This window comes from Alphaproteobacteria bacterium, from assembly GCA_040220875.1.
In the GTDB taxonomy this organism is placed as follows: domain Bacteria; phylum Pseudomonadota; class Alphaproteobacteria; order JAVJVX01; family JAVJVX01; genus JAVJVX01.
Genome location: JAVJVX010000009.1, coordinates 300,165 through 318,083 on the forward strand (window position 1 = coordinate 300,165; position 17,919 = coordinate 318,083).

General features: G+C 60.6%; 8 protein-coding genes. 1 reads left to right on the top strand and 7 read right to left on the bottom strand.

Annotated elements, in window-relative coordinates:
• Positions 1-107: 107 nt before the first annotated feature.
• Positions 108-1,304 (top strand): cation:proton antiporter, encoded by a 1,197-nt coding sequence (locus tag RLQ26_10970; GenBank protein MEQ9089244.1) that lies wholly within the window; start codon positions 108-110, stop codon positions 1,302-1,304.
• Here the strand turns inward: RLQ26_10970 and treY are convergent.
• From treY to RLQ26_11005, 7 genes are read right to left on the bottom strand one after another with little or no spacing between them, the layout of a single operon-like run.
• Positions 1,234-3,978 carry a malto-oligosyltrehalose synthase gene (gene treY / locus RLQ26_10975; protein MEQ9089245.1) on the bottom strand — a complete coding sequence of 915 codons (2,745 nt, stop codon included), beginning with the start codon at positions 3,976-3,978 and terminating at the stop codon, positions 1,234-1,236. The two genes, RLQ26_10970 and treY, sit on opposite strands and share 71 nt — an antisense overlap.
• A complete protein-coding gene (gene malQ / locus RLQ26_10980; GenBank protein MEQ9089246.1) occupies positions 3,975-5,843 on the bottom strand; it encodes a 4-alpha-glucanotransferase in 1,869 nt (622 codons plus the stop codon). Before malQ ends, treY begins: the two co-directional genes overlap by 4 nt.
• The gene (gene treZ, locus RLQ26_10985; protein MEQ9089247.1) at positions 5,840-7,687 is read right to left on the bottom strand and encodes a malto-oligosyltrehalose trehalohydrolase; all 1,848 of its coding nucleotides are present in this window, start codon (positions 7,685-7,687) and stop codon (positions 5,840-5,842) included. Before treZ ends, malQ begins: the two co-directional genes overlap by 4 nt.
• The gene (glgX, locus tag RLQ26_10990; GenBank protein ID MEQ9089248.1) at positions 7,684-9,768 is read right to left on the bottom strand and encodes a glycogen debranching protein GlgX; all 2,085 of its coding nucleotides are present in this window, start codon (positions 9,766-9,768) and stop codon (positions 7,684-7,686) included. The genes treZ and glgX overlap by 4 nt, the downstream gene beginning before the upstream one ends.
• Positions 9,765-12,014: a 1,4-alpha-glucan branching protein GlgB gene (glgB, locus tag RLQ26_10995; GenBank protein ID MEQ9089249.1), complete on the bottom strand. Its 2,250-nt coding sequence runs from the start codon at positions 12,012-12,014 to the stop codon at positions 9,765-9,767. Before glgB ends, glgX begins: the two co-directional genes overlap by 4 nt.
• On the bottom strand, positions 12,011-15,328 hold the full coding sequence (gene treS, locus RLQ26_11000; GenBank protein ID MEQ9089250.1) for a maltose alpha-D-glucosyltransferase: 3,318 nt from the start codon (positions 15,326-15,328) through the stop codon (positions 12,011-12,013). Before treS ends, glgB begins: the two co-directional genes overlap by 4 nt.
• Positions 15,325-17,349, bottom strand: coding sequence for an alpha-1,4-glucan--maltose-1-phosphate maltosyltransferase (locus tag RLQ26_11005; protein ID MEQ9089251.1), 2,025 nt, complete (start codon positions 17,347-17,349; stop codon positions 15,325-15,327). Before RLQ26_11005 ends, treS begins: the two co-directional genes overlap by 4 nt.
• Positions 17,350-17,919 lie beyond the last annotated feature (570 nt).

The following is a 17,919-nucleotide window of genomic DNA, read 5'->3' on the forward strand; positions in this document are numbered from 1 at the left end:
CGGGGAGGTTTGATGTCAATCAAACGGCCATTCTATAGTCGGGCATTCGGGACTGCCGAGTATGCCCATCCCTGCCGAGACGTCCGGCATACCGGAAGCAAGGCACAATGACCGGTAACGACATCACACTCATGACGCTGGGCGGGTTACTGCTTCTCGGCCTCGCCACCGACGCATTTGCAAGATACACACCGCTCCCGCGCGTGACGCTCCTGGTCCTGTTCGGCGTGGCGGTCGGTCCAACAGGCTTGGACCTGCTGCCCGTCGAGATTGACCACTGGTATGCACTCTCGGCCGATATTGCACTCCTGATGATCGGATTCCTTCTCGGTAGCAAACTCTCGCTCAAGAACCTGAGAAAGACCGGCTCGCAAGTGCTCTGGATTTCATCCCTCGAAGTCATCGGTGTTGCGGCCATCATGTTCGCCGGCCTCGTTGCCCTTGGCTTCGATGCGACCATAAGCCTTCTGCTGGCGGGGATAGCCCCTGCCTCCGCACCCGCCGCTATCGCAAATGTTGTCGACGAGGTGCCCCACAGGGGACGCTTCACCGAATTGCTGCTTGAAGTCGTCGCGGTAGACGATGCATGGGGTCTTATCGCCTTCAGCGTATTCCTTGCCTGCGCCCAGGCCATGGCCGGCGGCGACATGCTGAGCGCCCTCAGCTATGGCGGCTGGGAGTTGGGCGGCGCGCTTCTGGTCGGCGCTGCCATCGGTCTTCCCGCCGCACTTCTGACCGGGCGTGTCGCCCCTGGCCAGCCCACGCTGACGGAAGCACTTGGCGTGGTGCTATTTTGCGGAGGCCTCGCGCTCTATCTCGAAGTTTCCTTTCTTCTGTCCGCCATGATCGCGGGGACAATCATCGCAAATTTCGCGCACCATCATGAGCGGCCGTTTCATGAAATCAGCAATATCCAGTGGCCATTCATGGTGCTGTTTTTTGTCCTCGCCGGAGCCTCACTTCATTTCGAGACACTTCTTGGCGTCGGCCTTATCGGGGCAGCATATATATTTTTGCGGGTCGTCGGGCTTACGAGCGGAGCCTGGCTCGGTGCCCGGATATCGGGATGCGAACCGGCCCATTGCCGGTGGATTGGCCTTGCGATCACACCACAGGCTGGCGTGGCTCTTGGCATGGCGCTTGTCGCAGCCAGCCGATTCCCCGAACTCCGAGATCAGATCATGCCTGTCATCATCGGCACCACAGTCATCTTCGAGCTTGCGGGACCGATTCTTACCCGGCTTGCGATCCTTCGCGCGGATCAGGCGCAACCCCCTCGAGCACGGAAACCGGAAAGCGGGTGAGCAGATGACCGACATCAAGCACGTCATCCGCCTCATGGATCTGGCCGGTCACGACATCCTCTAAAACAAGAGGCCGCGCCAGGCGGGGCAGACTAACCACCGTTCCTTCCCAGGCCCTGGCTGGTACTAATGGCCGATCGGTCCCGCGCAGCATCGAAAACGCAAGGCGCGGCGCGACGACAATGGCGAGAGCACCGCCCCGCCGCCGTGCAAAAGCGATCACATGACCCGCACGGGTGCCCGTGACTTCAAGCGGCACATACGCGCCCTCAGCGAAAAGCGCCGGGTGGCGGCGGCGCAAGGCCAGACCAGCACCGGTCAGAGCCATTTTGGGCCGGCCGTCAACCCAGCCCGACACCAGAGCCTCGGGCGCCGCCTGGGAAAGCCTCGCGAGGCAGCCCGCACGGCGGTCGAAATCAACCTGGCCCCGATTATCCGGGTCAACCAGACTCACATCCCAGAATTCCGTCCCCTGGTAGAAATCAGGCACGCCGGGCGCGATCAATTTGACCGCGAGTTGCGATAACCCGTTCAAAGCGCCCGCCCGCCAGATCGGCTGCGCGGTCGCGACGAAATCCTCCAGAAATCCGGCGGATGCTTCAAGGGAGAGCGCTCGCTCGACAAAATTGCAGACGGCCGCTTCATAGGCGACATCAGGGGCAAGCCAGTTGGTCCGCTGTTTGGCCTCGCGCGTGGCTTTCTTCATGTAGCGCACCATCCGCCGACACAACTCGGCCAGGTTGTGCGGATCATGCCGCCACGATGAGCCCTCGACCAGCGGAGCCGGCCAGGCGCCCAAAAGGGACTGATAGAAGAGCCATTCGTCGTTGCGTGTCGGAGCCCGGCCGCAAGCCAGGTCCCGGGCATGGGGAGAATTCTGGTCGGACCAGCGGGCCACCGCGCACGCCCAGTCTTCTGGCATCTCACTCAGGACATAAAGCCGCGCACGGGCATCCTCTCCCCGCTTGGTGTCGTGGGTCGATGTTGCCGACAGGCCGGCAGGTTGCTCACGACCACGTTTGGCCATGGTGTCATGGAAATGTGCGAGGGGCGCGCCGAAACGGCCGGGCGCGCCGCCAACCTCGTTGAGGGCGATAAGCCGGTTGAAGCGGTAGAAAGCCGTGTCCTCGACCGATTTCGCCATGACCGCCCCTGTCGTCTGCTGGAAGCGTATCGAAAACGCGGCAACCCGGCCCGGGTCCATGTCTGACCGGGCATCACGGCAAACGAGGTTCTTGACAAATTCGACAGCACGGCCGTCTCCCGTCTCATGTCTCTCGCGGACATTTCGGGCGGCGCTGTCCATCAGCGCCCGATCTGCCCGCATCGCGCCGCCCGCGTCTACATAAGTTCGATAAACCGGCAGCGCCGCAGCCAGCGCGACGATCGCCCGGCGCAACGTGTCGGCGCCCAGATCACGGGCCGACGCATCCTCAAGCGCGATCTTCTGCGCCATCTCGGTAAGTGTCTCGAGCTCGGCCGCGAGATTATAGCTAAAGACTTCCCGCTTGGTTTCGCCCACCACCTCTGCATAATCTTTTTTCTCACCCGAGAAATCTCTATAAGCAGCAGTCATCGCCTTTTCGCCGCCCGGCCACACGAGAACCCCGGCCAGGGGCGCGATAAACTCATATCCCGTAGTGCCTGCGACCGGCCACTCAGAGCGGAGTGACTCGTCAGGGCCAAGAATTTTCTCTACCAGAACGTAGGCAGCACCGGCGGGGAAAATTGTTTGAAGCCGCGCCAGATACTCACGGGGATCGGCCAGCCCATCCACGTGATCGACCCGAACGCCGGCAACATCTCTGGCAGACAGAAGACGGCCCAGCAGGGCGTGCACCGCGTCGAACACGGCCCGATCCTCCACGCGCAGGCAAATCAAATCGGTAATTTCAAAGAACCGGCGATACACCAGGTGCTCGCGCCCAAGTCGCCAGTCCGCGAGCCGCCAGGTTTGAGCTTCGTGCACGGCATGGAGGCGATCGCGTTCCGCTGAGATGGTCGAAGCGGCCACCTGCAACGCCGCTCCCGTTGCCGGCGTTTCCGCCAGCCTGGCGAGCCGGCGCTGAAGCGGGGGTGCCCCGGCCGGGCCCGCCGCCCGAAAAAGCGCCCCCAGTTCTCCCAGCATCGTGTTGCCACCGGCCTCGAGCACCAGGGCGTAGGAAGGTGGCGTAAGGGGCAACCGGCTGTTCCCATGGGTAAACAGGAAGCGTCCCGTCCTGGCGTCGAACGAGACCCCCAGTTGCCCTGCCTCGAGAGCTTCTCCGTAGGGTATCGGAAGAACTGGCAGGATCAGCCGGCCCCCGGACCAGTCAATATCGAAGAAACGGGCATAATCGCTCGCCTCACCCCATTCCAGAACCGACTGCCACCAGGGATTGTTTTCCGAAGTCCCCATATGATTGGGGACGAAATCGACGATCATCTCGAGCCCGGCCGACGTCAATGCCCGGGAGAGACGTTTAAAGCCCGCCTCGCCGCCAAGCGCCGGCTCCAGCTTCGTGCAATCGCTCACATCATAGCCGTGCTCCGATTCGGGACCCGCTGCGAAAATCGGCGACCCATAGAGATGCGACACGCCAAGCTTCTGCAGATACGGCGCGAGGCCAGCGGCCACCTCGAAGGTTACGCCGTCGCGAAATTGCAGCCGGTAAGTAGCCACGGGCACGGTCATTGCCGAGGCGGTCTTTCTGCACGAACCGCCGCCACGATCGCCTGATAGAAAGGAGACCGCCCCAGGTCCTCGATGTCCAGCGGCAGGCGGCGGCGCCAGTTGGGATATTCGTCATGGGTCCCGGGCACGTTGACGGGCGCCGTCTCGCCACAAAGATCGTCAACCTGAACGCCCAGCAAGTAGGCCGGTGTGCGCGCTAGAAAGCGGTGGATATCGGCCGCCTGTTGCGGGCCGAGGGTGCTGAAACCGTCGCCGGACAATTGCGAGCAAATGCCCTCTTCCGTTAGCCGTCTGACGAGCGCCTCGCGGTCTCGGCGACGCTCTCCCCGGCGACGGACTGATTCCGCGTTATCGATCTGGCCGATCGATCGAAGGAGGTGAATATCCTCTTCCCCCCACCAGGCGAGCAATGGCGGCAAGTCGTGTGTCGACACGCTGGCGAAGCCTTGCTGCACATAGGACCCGGCAGGGTGAAATCCCTTCCTGTCCCGGGCGAAGTACAAAATTTCCGAAGACAGGATGTGAGCCCGCCGCAAAATATCGCTGAATCCTTTTGGCACAGTGCCGAGGTCTTCACCGACGAGAAGCGTCCGGCTCGCTGCCGAAACGTCAGCCAGAACTTCCAGCATTCCCGCGAGCGGATAGAGAACGTAGGCACCCTCATCCGGCGTGCGGCCTTCCGGAATCCAATAAAGGCGATAGATATTCATCGCATGATCGATGCGAAGGGCACCCGCATGACACGTCGCGCGCCCGATCAGAGTGCGGTAGGGCATCATATCTTCCTGTCGCAGCACGCGTGGTGACATGGGCGCCAGACCCCAGTCCTGCCCGGCCTGAAAAAATGCATCGGGGGGCGAACCGATGTGGGCATCCCGCACGACCAGGTCCGGCCGTGACCAGGTGGCTGACCCGTCCGGCGCCGTTCCCACGGCAAAATCGAGATAGAGCCCGATGCGCATCCCGGCATCGCCGGCCCGGCGCATGGCTTCAGCCAACTGTGTGTCCGCGATCCATTGCAGCCAGAGGTGAAAGCGGATATCCGCCTCGTGATCCTGTGCGAACGCCGTGACTGCGGCGCTGTCGGCAGCCTGAAAAGGGCCGGGCCAGCGATGCCAGCCGGCCCCTTTGCCCTGATCCGCCATATGGTGAGACAACGCTTCGAAGCACGCATGAGCCCAAAGCATTTCACTGCCTTCTCGGACGAAGGCATTGAAATCCGACACCGAATTTTCATTCTTGAAGTTTGGCCAGGCCCGACGCAGAACGCGGAACTTGAAGTCCGCCACCGCGCGATAGTCCACGCTCTGACCCGCCCGGAGACTTGAGACTACTTCCGGCCGGAAATCTGGCGGCGTTGAAAGGCCCGGCACGCGATCGATCGCAATGTAAAGCGGATTGAGAAATCTGCGGCTCGACGGGGAGAACGGACTGCACCGGTCCGGGTCTGCACTGAACAGGGCGTGCAGCGGATTGACACCGACAAAGTCGGCCCCATCCTGGGCGGCGATTTCAGCCAACCGGGCAAGATCCTCGAAATCGCCGATCCCGTGGTTCCGCGCCGATCGCAGGCCATATAACTGGCAGGTGATCCCCCAGGCGCGATCTCTTTCCAGCCAGTCCGGCAAAAAGCATTTCAGCCCGGCGGGCGCAACCATACGGTCCGGCTGCGGGGATGGGGCTTGTGCGAGGGCGCGCTCGATATCGGCCTTGGTTCTTGCCGCCACGCCCATTGCTTCGAGCACCTCTCTGACCACTGCGTCACTGACCCGACGGATCCGGCCCCGATCGCTCAAATAACTACGCTGCACGCCATAAGCCGACGCCAGACGCGCCAGAGTGGACGTGTCGCGCGCGCCCGTCATTTCGCCTCCGCCTGCGGACCGCCGTCGTCATTTAGGAAAACGAGCACCGCCCAGCCAGGAAGATCCCCCGCCCCAACCGCCCGGGAAAGGCCTGGCGACGATTCGAACAGCAGCCTGCCCCCACCGCCGGCAAACGCCACCGGGCCCGGGTCGTCGCTCAAATTGGCGAGCATTCTCAGTTCCGCACCGTCCGCCAATTGCCAGACCACGCCGAGCGTCCGGTCATCACGCGTCTCGGCGCGTCCGGCGTGCCCGTCGATACCGGCCAGCCGGGGCGTGATCTCGCCCCGTCGAATTGCGAGGAGCCGGCTGACAAGCTCGTGCCGCGATCGGCCCCGTTTCGAGGCCAGCCTGGTCCAGTCGAGTTGAGACGTGCGAAAGGTCGATTCGGCATTGGGGTCTGGAATACGATCCCGGTTCGCTTCGTCTGCAAACCGCGCGAAGCGGCGAAATTCCCGCCGGCGCCCTTCCCGCACCGCCTCCGCCAGTTCTCCCTGAAAATCGGTAAAAAAACCGAAGGATCGGGTCTCTCCATATTCCTCGCCCATGAACAGGAGCGGAATATGCGGCCCCAGTATGAGGAGTGCCAGAAGTGCCTCTATCACCTGCGCTGGCGCGAGGGTCACGAGCCGTTCGTTGAAGGCCCTGTTGCCGATCTGGTCATGGTTCTGCAGAAAATTTATGAAGGTCGTCGGCGGCAAATGGGCGGATGGAACACCCCTCGGAGAATTATCCCGGAAACGTGAAACCTCGCCCTGATAGACGAACCCTTCGGCCAGGCTTCGGGCCAGCTTTTCCACCCGCCCGGCGGCATAATCAATGTAATACCCCTCTGTTTCACCTGTCGCGATAACATGGGCTGCGTGATGGAAGTCATCATTCCATTCAGCCGTGTAATATCCCGGCGCTTCCACCCGATCCTTTTCGTGGAACCGCGTGAGGTTGCGATCATCCTCCGTCGTCAGGTGGATATGCCGATCGGTGATCCTTGTCCTGACGAGACGGCCGATCTCATCGAGAATATTTACTTCCGATACGTCCTCGATCTGGTCAATTGCATCAAATCGCAGGCCGTCAAACCGGAATTCTTCCAGCCAGTAAAGAGTATTATCCACGAAATAGTCGCGAACCGCCGGGACATCATAGGCGATGGCACCACCCCAGGGCGTCTGGCGTTCAGGATGGAAAAATGACGGCGCGTAATGGTGCAGGTAATTCCCATCCGGGCCGAAGTGATTGTACACGACATCCAGGATGACCATCAGGCCGCGCTCGTGGGCCGCGTCAACAAGCTCTTTCAGGGCGTCCGGACCGCCATAGACATGATGGGGCGCATACATGAGAACACCGTCATATCCCCAGCCCCGGTTTCCCTCATATTGCGCAACCGGCATCAGTTCGAGCGCCGTGATGCCGGTGGCGGCCAGGTGATCGAGCCGCTCGAGCACAGCCTTGAAGGTGCCCGAGCCCGTGAAAGTGCCGACGTGAGTCTCGTAGATCACGGCCTCGGGCCAGGGACGGCCGGGCCAATCCCCACACCGCCACTCATAGGCGAGAGGCTCCACCAGAAGAGACGGACCGTGGACGTCCCCCGCCTGTGCGCGGGCCGCCGGATCGGGCACCAGCATTCCGTCCGGCAGGGAAAATGCGTAGCTGTCGCCGCTTGCCATCTCTGGGATGGCGCACTCGAACCAGCCATCGCCGACCGGATTCATCGCCAACCGGCTTCCCTTGGCGACAAGCCAGAGGCTCTCGACACCGGGCGCCCACAGGCGGAACCTCGCACCACCCCCATCAAGAAGCTCACTCCCCCAAGACTTTCGATAGGCAAAGCGCGCACTCATGACGGACTTGAAGCCAGTAGAAACAAGGACCGTTCGGGAAGAGAAAAAATTTCTTGCGGATGAAAAAACGGCTCGTCCGGATTGATCCGGCCCACTGCCGTATCCACCAGAAGCCGCCAGCGACGGCCCGTTTCTGAAGGCGGCAGGCAAAAATTTGTTGTCGTCGTGCTGCCGTTGATCAGAACGATCGCCTGGTTCAGGGAGGCCTCGCTCAAAAGGAGCCCTATTGTGTCGACTTCCGGGTCGTGCCAATCGTCATCATTCATCTCAGACCCGTCAGGCTTGAGCCAGATCACGTTTTTCAGATTTTGTTCGCCGATTTCCTGCCCGTGCAGGAATTGTGTCTGTCGCAGAAGTGAAAAATTCTTCCGGAGTTGGATAAGGCCTGACATAAACACCGAAAGTGCCAAGTCACGATCCGTGTTGCCGGTCCAGTTCATCCAGACTTCCTCGTTGTCCTGACAGAAGGCGTTGTTGTTGCCGCCCTGACTGCGACCGAGTTCATCCCCCATAAGAAGCATGGGTGTTCCCTGGGACAGCAATAGCGTGGCCATGAGATTGCGGCGCATCCGGTCACGGAGGTCGAGAATTTTGGGGTCGTCCGTGGGTCCCTCTGCGCCGCAGTTCCAGCTTCGATTGTCGTCCTGTCCGTCCTGATTGTCCTCCAGATTGGCTTCGTTATGCTTTTCGTTATAGGAGACAAGATCCTTCAGTGTGAATCCGTCATGGGCGGTGATGAAATTTACGCTCGCCCACGGGCGACGCCCGCTATGGTCGAAGAGATCGGCCCACCCCAAGAGACCACGGGCGAGATCGGGCATCGCGTTCTCCTCTCCACGCCAGAAGTCCCGCACGCTGTCGCGATATCGCCCGTTCCACTCGGCCATGCCCGGCGGGAAGCGTCCCAGTTGATAGCCATCGGGCCCGACATCCCAGGGCTCCGCGATCAATTTGACATCCGAAAGAATCGGGTCCTGCTTGACGGCTTCAAAAAACACTGCCTGATTGTCGAAGGCCTCGCGCTCCCGGCCAAGCGCGGTAGCGAGGTCGAAGCGGAAACCGTCCACATGGGCCTCCTCGACCCAGTAACGCAGCGAATCCATGACCATCTGAAGGACCCGCGAGTTATTCAGATTAAGCGTATTCCCGCAGCCCGTGACGTCGTAGTAATAGCGGGGATCGCTATCGAGAATGTAATAACTGGCGTTGTCCGCTCCCCTGAAGGACAGGGTGGGACCAAGGTGATTGCCTTCGGCGGTGTGATTGTAGACGACGTCCAGGATTACTTCTATTCCGGCCTCGTGAAGGCGACGCACGACAAGCTTGAATTCGTGCAGATCACTGTGCGGCGAGATATAGCGTGTAGCCGGCGCAAAAAACCCGACCGTGTTGTAGCCCCAGTAATTGACGAGGCCTTTCTGCACGAGATAGCGATCGTCAAAGAAAGCCTGGATCGGCATCAGCTCCAGCGCGGTGACGCCAAGCTTGACAAGGTGATCAATCACGGCCGGATTGGCGAGCCCGGCGAATGTTCCCTGAAGGGACTCCGGCAGATCCGGGTGACGCGCTGTCAGGCCCTTGAGATGGGCTTCGTAGATAATGGTCTCCGCCCATGGCCGTCGCGGCCGCACCTCATCCCCCCAGACTACGGACGGGTCGATAACCACGCATTTCGGCATGACGAAGGCCGAGTTGCGTCGATCCATCGAAAGATCTTCGCGCGGATGGCCGATTCGGTAGCCGAACGCTGCATCATGCCAGCGCAGGTCGCCGTGATAGGCCTTTGCATAAGGGTCCAGCAGCAGCTTGTTGGAATTAAACCTGTGACCGGCAGTCGGCTCATACGGCCCGTGTGCGCGGTAGCCGTATAACTGGCCGGGGCGCACGTCGTGCAGGTAACCGTGCCACACCTCATGTGTGTATTCCGGCAATTCGATCCGCTCGAGCTCACGCCGTCCGTTCCGGTCAAACAGACAGAGTTCGACCTTCCGGGCATTTGCCGAGAAGAAGGCAAAATTAACACCGGACCCGTCCCATGTCGCACCGAGCGGGTAAGGCCGCCCTTCACTCAAGCGCCTCACGGCCCGCCTCCCCGGCTTCCCTTCGCCGGCGGATCGGGAGTGAGCACCAGGGTGGCGAGCGGCGGCAGGGTCAGATTCAGTGACTGGTCCCGGCCATGCCAGGGCTTTCGCTCCGCCTCGACCATGCCGCTATTGCCGACATTGGAGCCACCGTAACAGGCACCGTCGGTATTCAGAATTTCGAGCCATTTACCGGCAACAGGAACGCCAATCCGGTAATTTTGATGCACAACGGGAGAAAAATTCGCCACCACGACCACGGGGAGGCCATCCCCCATCCCCTTTCTCAAGTAGACGAGCACATTTTGATCCGCATCGCTGGCGTCGATCCATTCGAAACCCTGCCACTCGCAATCGAGCTGGTGCAGAGCCGGGTACTCCCGGTAGAGCAGATTCAAATCCCGGACCAGATCGCGGACACCCGCATGGAGAGGATCATCCAGCAGATGCCAGTCGAGGCTTCTGTCATGGCTCCATTCCCTTTCCTGGCCGAACTCGCCGCCCATGAAGAGCAGTTTTTTGCCGGGATGCGTCCACATGAAGGCAAAATACGCCCGCAGATTGGCGAATTTCTGCCACCGGTCTCCTGGCATTTTCGACAGAAGTGAGCCCTTCCCGTGAACGACTTCGTCGTGACTGAGCGGCAGAATGAAGTTCTCGCTGAAGGCATAGATAAGGGCGAATGTCATTTGGTCCCGATGGTAGCGCCGAAAAACCGGATCGGTTTTCATGTACTCCAGCGTGTCATGCATCCATCCCATGTTCCATTTGTACCGGAAACCAAGCCCGCCTCTCTCCACGGGTGCGCTCACACCGGGCCAGGCGGTGGATTCCTCGGCAACAGTCGCAGCTCCAGGCACTTCCGAGTGAATGGTGATGTTCATCTGTCTGAGGAAACGTATCGCCTCAAGATTTTCATTACCCCCCTGCTCGTTCGGGACCCAGTCTCCCGGTTCGCGGCTGTAATCGAGATAAAGCATCGACGCCACCGCATCGACTCGCAGCGCATCTACATGATATCGGGAGAGCCAGAACAGGGCATTGGCCTGGAGGAAATTCGAAACTTCCCGTCGCCCGAAATTGTAAATCAGGGTGTCCCAGTCCCTGTGAATGCCGAGGCGCGGATCGAGATGCTCGTAGAGTGCCGTACCGTCGAACCGGGCAAGTCCGTGCGGGTCCGAGGGGAAATGAGCCGGCACCCAGTCGACGATAACGCCAACGCCGGCGCGATGGCACTTGTCCACGAAAAGCGCGAATTCCTCCGGCCGTCCAAACCGGCTGGTCGGCGCGAAGAGGCCGACGGGCTGATACCCCCAGGATCCGGTAAAGGGATGCTCGGAGATCGGCAGCAATTCTATATGCGTAAAGCCCAGATCCTGAACATGGGCGATCAGCCGGTCCGCCAGTTCCTCGTAATTGGGGCTGCTCCCGTCGTCGTGGCGCCACCAGGACCCGGCATGGACCTCGTAGATCGAGATCGGCATCGCCGGATCAAACGCCGTGCCGCGCCAGGCCAGCCAGTCACTGTCGCCCCAGGCATATTCCAGAAGCCCGTGGATTCTGGAGGCGGTTTCGGGCGGCGACTGCTGCTCAAAGCTTACGGGATCCGCCTTGAGCGGCAGAATTTCGCCCCCGCCCCCCAGAATTTCGTACTTGTAAAGGGCGCCCCGCTTTAGGTCCGGGATGAAAAGCTCCCAAAGACCGCCTTCCGGGCGATGACGCATCGGATGTACCCGGCCATCCCAATTATTGAAATCCCCCACGATACTGACCCGGCGCGCGTTGGGGGCCCATACCACGAAGGCGACCCCTTCCACACCCTCAAGCTCCATCGGGTGTGCGCCAAGACGGGTATAGAGGTGCCGATGCGTCCCCTCCGACATCAGGAAAATATCCAGCTCCCCCAGTATGAGGCCGAAGTGGTACGGGTCCTCGATTTCCCGAACCCCGCCCAGCCCCGAAAGACGCAAGCGATAGGGAAACCGGTCGCGGCGTCCGGGAATCGTTCCAGCGAAAAAACCTTCGTCATGCAGGCAAGCGAGAGGGGCGACAATACCCCCGGTTTCCTTGTCAACCACCTCGACCCGACCAGCCCCCGGCGCAATCACGCGCACGGTTACGTCATCTCCGTCGCCGCCATGCATGCCCAGGATGCGAAAGGGATCGCCATGCCGGCCCGACATCAGTCCCATCATGTCTGCTTCAGCAACGATACCCACCTTCCGGCCCGAAATACCGGCCGTCATATCGGGGACTCCTCTTCATTCACAATATCCAGAAGGCCGCGGATCGGGATGAACAGCCACGCCGGACGATGGCTTGCTTCGTATCGCAACTCGTAAACAGCCTTCTGGAGAACAAACATATCCAGCAAGCAAATGGCGTAGTTCCGGTTTTCAGGTTCCGCCATCGCGCCCCTCGACGCATCGAGATAACTTTCAAGAAAAGCCCGGCTCGCCATCGACCGCCAGTCGATGGCACGCTCTCTCTGGCGCTCGCTCAGGGTTCCGGTCACGTCCCTGATACGCGCTATCGCCGCCTGAGCGAGATAATCAAAAGAGCGAACTATCCCCGCGACATCCCGCAGGGGCGAGGTCTTGAGTCGGCGTTCCTCGATCTCGCGTTGCGGCTCACCTTCGAAATCGACGAAAAAAACATCATTCTTACTGATCAGTACCTGACCCAAATGAAGGTCTCCGTGAATCCGCGTGCAGTCACCGACCGGGTCGAGACGCGCCACCCGGGCGATCCGCTCGAGCAACCGGGGTTCGGCTGCCAGAACTGCCCGGATTTCGGCCTGGAGGTCGTCCCCGGCATACCGCGCCGCGGCACGAAGCTCGGAAAGCCCATCGCGAATTTCCTGCGCGGCGGTCTCCGACCAGCCATCCAGATCAGAGCGGCCCACAGGCCGCGTACGAAATCCGGGATCCGTCGTGGAAGTGGCGAAAGCGGCATGGAGCTCGGCCGTGCGCCGACCCAGGACCGGGGCGATATCAAGAGGAAAAGCGAAGTCATTCTTTTCAGAGCCCGTATCCGCCGTAATCGCACAATGAGCTTCAAGATCCCGGCTCAGGGCCTCCAGCAGAACTTCCCACGCATCGCCCTGGTTTGGCACAAATGCGAAGGCGCTCGCGAGGGTCGTGCAGTCACCGCTGCCGTTCCTGAGGGTGACTGCGCCAAGATAGGCGGGCGTGTTTGGGTAACCAGCCGTTTCAGTCAGGAACCGCCCGACTTCCACATCGGGCTGGGGACCGGTTTTGAGGGCACGGTAGATTTTCAAAATGATGGATTCGTCGAGTATCGCTGAAACGTTGCTCTGTTCCGCGAGTGTCCGGCGCACTTCGGCAGGCCGGGGCATCGACCGCAGCCGGTCAGTCGCGTCGATTTCAAGCTTCCCGTCAATCACCTCCCGATCCTCACCCGACCAGATCAGTGCCATCAGGTCGCGTGCGAAATCGTCGTCGAAAGCCGCATCGACGACCGCGCCCAGCCGCGCTCCTCGCCGGGCCCTCGCCAGGGTGTGCGACAGGAGCCGGTTTCCCGGCTGAAGGTTTTCTGCTCCCCAGCGGATCTGCAGTGGCAGGAAATACCGGCCGCCGGCTCCGTCCGTTTCAACATCGAGTATGGTCAGCCCCTGCGTCGTGCCGGCCCGGGCCCCGAGGTAGCGGATGCCGACCTCCTTTATTCTCGAGCCCTTTCCCGCAAACCACCGCTGAAGCGGAAGAAAGCTGGGCAGGATATCTCTTTCGAGCAGACGTCTTTCCCGCCCGACCAGAATATCCCCAACAGCCCCGTGCGGCGCGGTGAGGGTCACGAATTCGGGCAGCACTTCGGGCGGAGGTTCGTGCCAGCTTGGCACCTCCCCCGCCTCTTCTAGCCTGAACCAGTAGAAGCCGTATCCCGGCAGGGTCAGGAGATACGGCAGTTCGCCAATAGGCGGAAAAGGAGTCTGTCCTGACAATTCCACGGGCACGGCACCCCGAAACCCTTCGAGGTCCAGTTCGACCGCCTGGGCGGAACGCGCAAGATTGGCGACACACAAGATTTTTTCGTCACCCAATGTCCTCACATAGGCCAGAATTTTCCTGTTCCTCGGGTAGAGAAACCTCATATCACCGCGCCCGAAAACCGGGTGCTGCGCGCGGACGGCCAGAATCCGTCTCATCCAGTTCAGAAGCGACGACGGGTCACGATCCTGCGACTCGACATTTATGGATTGGTAGCCGTAGATGGGATCCATTACCGGCGGCAGATAGAGCTGCTGCGGATTGGCCCTTGAAAAACCGGCATTCCGATCGGCCGTCCATTGCATGGGCGTCCGGACCCCGTCCCGATCTCCCAGGTAATAATTGTCGCCCATGCCGATTTCATCCCCATAATACAGGATGGGTGTGCCGGGCATGGACAGGAGAAGACCGTTCATCAACTCGATCTTACGCCGGTCGTTCTGCATCAGCGGCGCGAGACGCCGCCGGATACCGAGATTTATCCGGGCCTTGGCATCCTCGGCATATGTCCGCCATAGATAATCGCGTTCTTCCTCGGTAACCATTTCAAGCGTGAGCTCGTCATGATTCCGGAGAAAAATCGCCCATTGGCAGGGAGAGGGTATTTCCGGCATCTGCCGAATGATATCCGTGACCGGGTGACGGTCTTCCTGGGCAACCGCCATGTACATTCGAGGCATCAGCGGGAAATGAAAGGCCATGTGACATTCGTCGCCGTCCCCGAAATAAGGCGCGGTGTCCTCGGGCCACTGATTTGCTTCCGCCAGGAGTAACCTGTCGTCATAATCGCGGTCCAGAACACCGCGAATGGCCTTAAGGACCTCATGGGTTTCGGGCAGGTTTTCGTTGTTCGTACCCTCGCGCTCGATGAGATAGGGAATCGCATCAAGGCGAAGACCATCAACACCCACATCCAGCCAGCGCCGCATTGTCTTGATCATCTCGCTCAGAACACGGGGGTTATCGAAGTTAAGATCGGGCTGGTGGGAATAAAAACGGTGCCAGTAATACGCCTTTGCAACGGGGTCCCAGGTCCAGTTCGAGGTCTCCGTATCGAGGAAGATGATCCGGGTGCCCTGGTAGCGCTGATCCGTATCGCTCCATACATAGAATTCGCGCGCCGCCGACCCCGGTTTGGCCCGGCGCGCCTTTTGAAACCAGGGGTGCTGGTCTGAAGTGTGGTTGATAACAAGTTCCGTGATCACGCGCAGGCCCCGGTGGTGCGCCTCCCTCACCAGCCGGCGAAAATCGCGCATGTCGCCATACGCCGGATTGATGCGCCGATAATCGGAGATGTCATAGCCGTCATCACGCAGGGGCGATGGATAAAACGGCAAAAGCCAGATGGCAGTCGCACCGAGAGCCTCAATGTAGTCGAGCCGCGAAATCAGCCCGCGGAAATCCCCGATGCCGTTGTCCTCAGAATCCTGAAATGCCTTGACGTGCAATTGGTAGATGATGGCGTCCTTGTACCATTCCGGGTCTGGCGCGAGTCTGGTCACGCGGCCGCGGCAGGGTTTTGTCTGGACCAGTTGGGAGGCATCCTGATTCATGGCGACTCTTCCCAGTCCCGGAAAAGGCGCCAGATGGCGTAGGGGCAAACACCGGGGTCGAGACGGACCCGCTGAATCTTGCCGCGCCACTGAAAAACCTCACCGCTCACCAGATCCTCCACCCCGATCGAGGCTTTGTCCGGCAGGTCAAACTCCCACAGTGGCACCTCAATTTCCGCTTCCTGCACACGGTGGGGATCGAGGGAAACGGCGACCAGAACAAAGCTCCCGCAGTCCGGCGTTCGCCGCCCGTAATAGAGAATCTGATCGTTCCAGGCGTTATAGAATTCGACGTTTCGGAAATCCCGAAACGCCGGGTGGGTTCGACGCAGCCTGTTGAGAAGGGCGATATCGTCGCGAATGTGGCCCGGGCGGTCCCAATCCCAGACCCGGATCTGATACTTCTCGGAATCGAGGTATTCTTCGCGGTCCGGAAGGGCGCGCGCTTCACAAAGCTCGAATCCGCAATATATCCCGTAATTGCCGGACAGGGTGGCCGCCAGGACAAGCCTGATCCGAAAGGCCGCACGACCGCCGCTCTGAAGAAAATGCGGATTGATATCGGGCGTGTTTGTAAAAAAATTGGGCCGCATATAGTAACGGCATTCGGTCGTCGTCAGCTCCGTCAGGTACTCCGTCAGTTCCCGCTTTGTATTGCGCCAGGTGAAATAGGTGTAGGACTGCGTGAAACCCACCTTCGCGAGGCGTTTCATCATCTTGGGCCGGGTGAAGGCCTCCGAGAGAAAAATCACATCCGGATAACGGGACTGAACCTCCCCAATCAGCCATTCCCAGAAGGGCAAGGGTTTGGTGTGCGGGTTGTCGACCCGAAAAATACGCACCCGCCTGGCCGCCCAGAACAGGACGACGTCGCGCAGCGCGTGCCACAGCCCGGGGAACGCGTCGCGATAGAAATGGACGTTGACGATATCCTCATATGTCTTGGGTGGATTCTCCGCGAACTTGATGGTGCCATCGGGCCGCCAGTCGAACCATTCGGGATGCTCCTTTATCCAGGGATGGTCGGGCGCACACTGGATAGCGAAATCGAGCGCTATTTCGATGCCTTGCGCAGCCGCCTCGGAGACCAGCCGGTCGAAATCCTCGAAACTTCCGAGGGCGGGATGGATGGCATCATGCCCGCCTTCCGCCGCACCAATGGCGTAGAGACTCCCTGGGTCGCCAGGCGCCGCCTCCAGCGCGTTATTCGGCCCCTTCCGATTGATCCGTCCAATCGGATGGATGGGCGTGAGATAAAGCACATCGAAGCCGAGTTCCCGTACGTAGGGCAGCCGGCGAATGACATCGTCGAACGTGCCGTGGCGCTCCGCCTCCCCTGATTGAGACCGGGGTGTCAACTCATACCAGGCGCTGAAGGCGGCGCGCGGCCGGTCAACGTGGATGGGCAGCACCCTGTCAAACCGCGTCATGTTTGCGCGCGGCCCTGCTCGCAGAAGCCGCCGGGCGACGTCGTCATCAAGGAGAAGCGCAAGCCGTGCCCCGTCGTCAGAGCTGGCGGCCACAGTCTCGAGAACCGCAGCAAGGGCATCGTGGTCGGCTTTGTCCCGGACCGCGAGATTATTCAGCCCCTGACGCAAAAGTTCCTGGCCTTCCGTGATCTCGACCTTGATCGTGTGTCCGGCCGCTAATTTTTTCTTTACGTCGGCCCGCCAGGTGGCAAACAGATCCCGCCACGCAATGACCGTGAACTCATACGGCGCGGCCTCCTCGATCCGAAGAAAGCCTCGCCAGCGGTCGTTATCGTAAAACCGCATCGGGACTTCGGCCCAATCCGCCGAACCCGCCACACAATAGAGCACCGCCGCCCGCAATTCGTCGTGGCCGTCGCAAAAGATGTCCGCTTCGATGGTTATCGCCTCGCCTGGCACAGCCTTGGCCGCAAATCGCCCGCCATTGATTTCCGGGGCGACGTTTTCAATCGCAATCCGCTGTGCCGCTAGCTCCCGAAGCCGCCCGGTCTGGGGGCGGCTGTTAAGCCCGGCGATCCGGTCGGCCTTCATCGATGCGCCTGCCTATCGTTGTGGTCTGCCACTTTCGAGCGTGCTCTGCCCTCCGCTCGACCTCCCTGTGTGCGGGCGGGCGCATACACGATCACGAGCGCCGCTGAGGTCACTGGGCCACTATGGCACCAAGCCTGATAAACAGCCGACGCTCCTTCCGGGAGCGCTTTATATCCCAAAGGGGGTAGGCTGCGGATCGCCGGTCCCTCCCATGCCGCGTATGACGGCCACCGTTTGGTCGGACCGGACTAAGCCAAGGCGCAACACGTCCGAATTTCCTTTAGGCAACCAATCTACAGGAGGCCTCGAACCGAGCTGGTTGATCCTAATCAATGACGACAAAGGAAGAACGCAACAGATTGCGTCAGCGCTTCACGCAAACAACGGCACCTGGGAATCCTGCTATTCCTGCATCGACAGAAATATTCTCGGCAATCGAAAAACGGCGAGAGGCCGGGGGGCCCAGCAACCCAATTGCCTCCTGTCGCCCAACTCCCGATGAGCCCCAGGGGGGGAGAAAACCAACTCCCGGGCCCAGGTCCTCGGGTCCAGGTCCTCGGGTCCAGGCGC

What these genes read in the sequence shown, in the direction of transcription:
- treZ (MEQ9089247.1), bottom strand. Translation starts at nt 7,687, where the DNA reads ATGAGTGCGCGCTTTGCCTATCGAAAGTCTTGGGGGAGTGAGCTTCTT.
- RLQ26_11005 (MEQ9089251.1), bottom strand. Translation starts at nt 17,349, where the DNA reads ATGAAGGCCGACCGGATCGCCGGGCTTAACAGCCGCCCCCAGACCGGG.
- treS (MEQ9089250.1), bottom strand. Translation starts at nt 15,328, where the DNA reads ATGAATCAGGATGCCTCCCAACTGGTCCAGACAAAACCCTGCCGCGGC.
- RLQ26_10970 (MEQ9089244.1), top strand. Translation starts at nt 108, where the DNA reads ATGACCGGTAACGACATCACACTCATGACGCTGGGCGGGTTACTGCTT.
- malQ (MEQ9089246.1), bottom strand. Translation starts at nt 5,843, where the DNA reads ATGACGGGCGCGCGCGACACGTCCACTCTGGCGCGTCTGGCGTCGGCT.
- glgB (MEQ9089249.1), bottom strand. Translation starts at nt 12,014, where the DNA reads ATGACGGCCGGTATTTCGGGCCGGAAGGTGGGTATCGTTGCTGAAGCA.
- treY (MEQ9089245.1), bottom strand. Translation starts at nt 3,978, where the DNA reads ATGACCGTGCCCGTGGCTACTTACCGGCTGCAATTTCGCGACGGCGTA.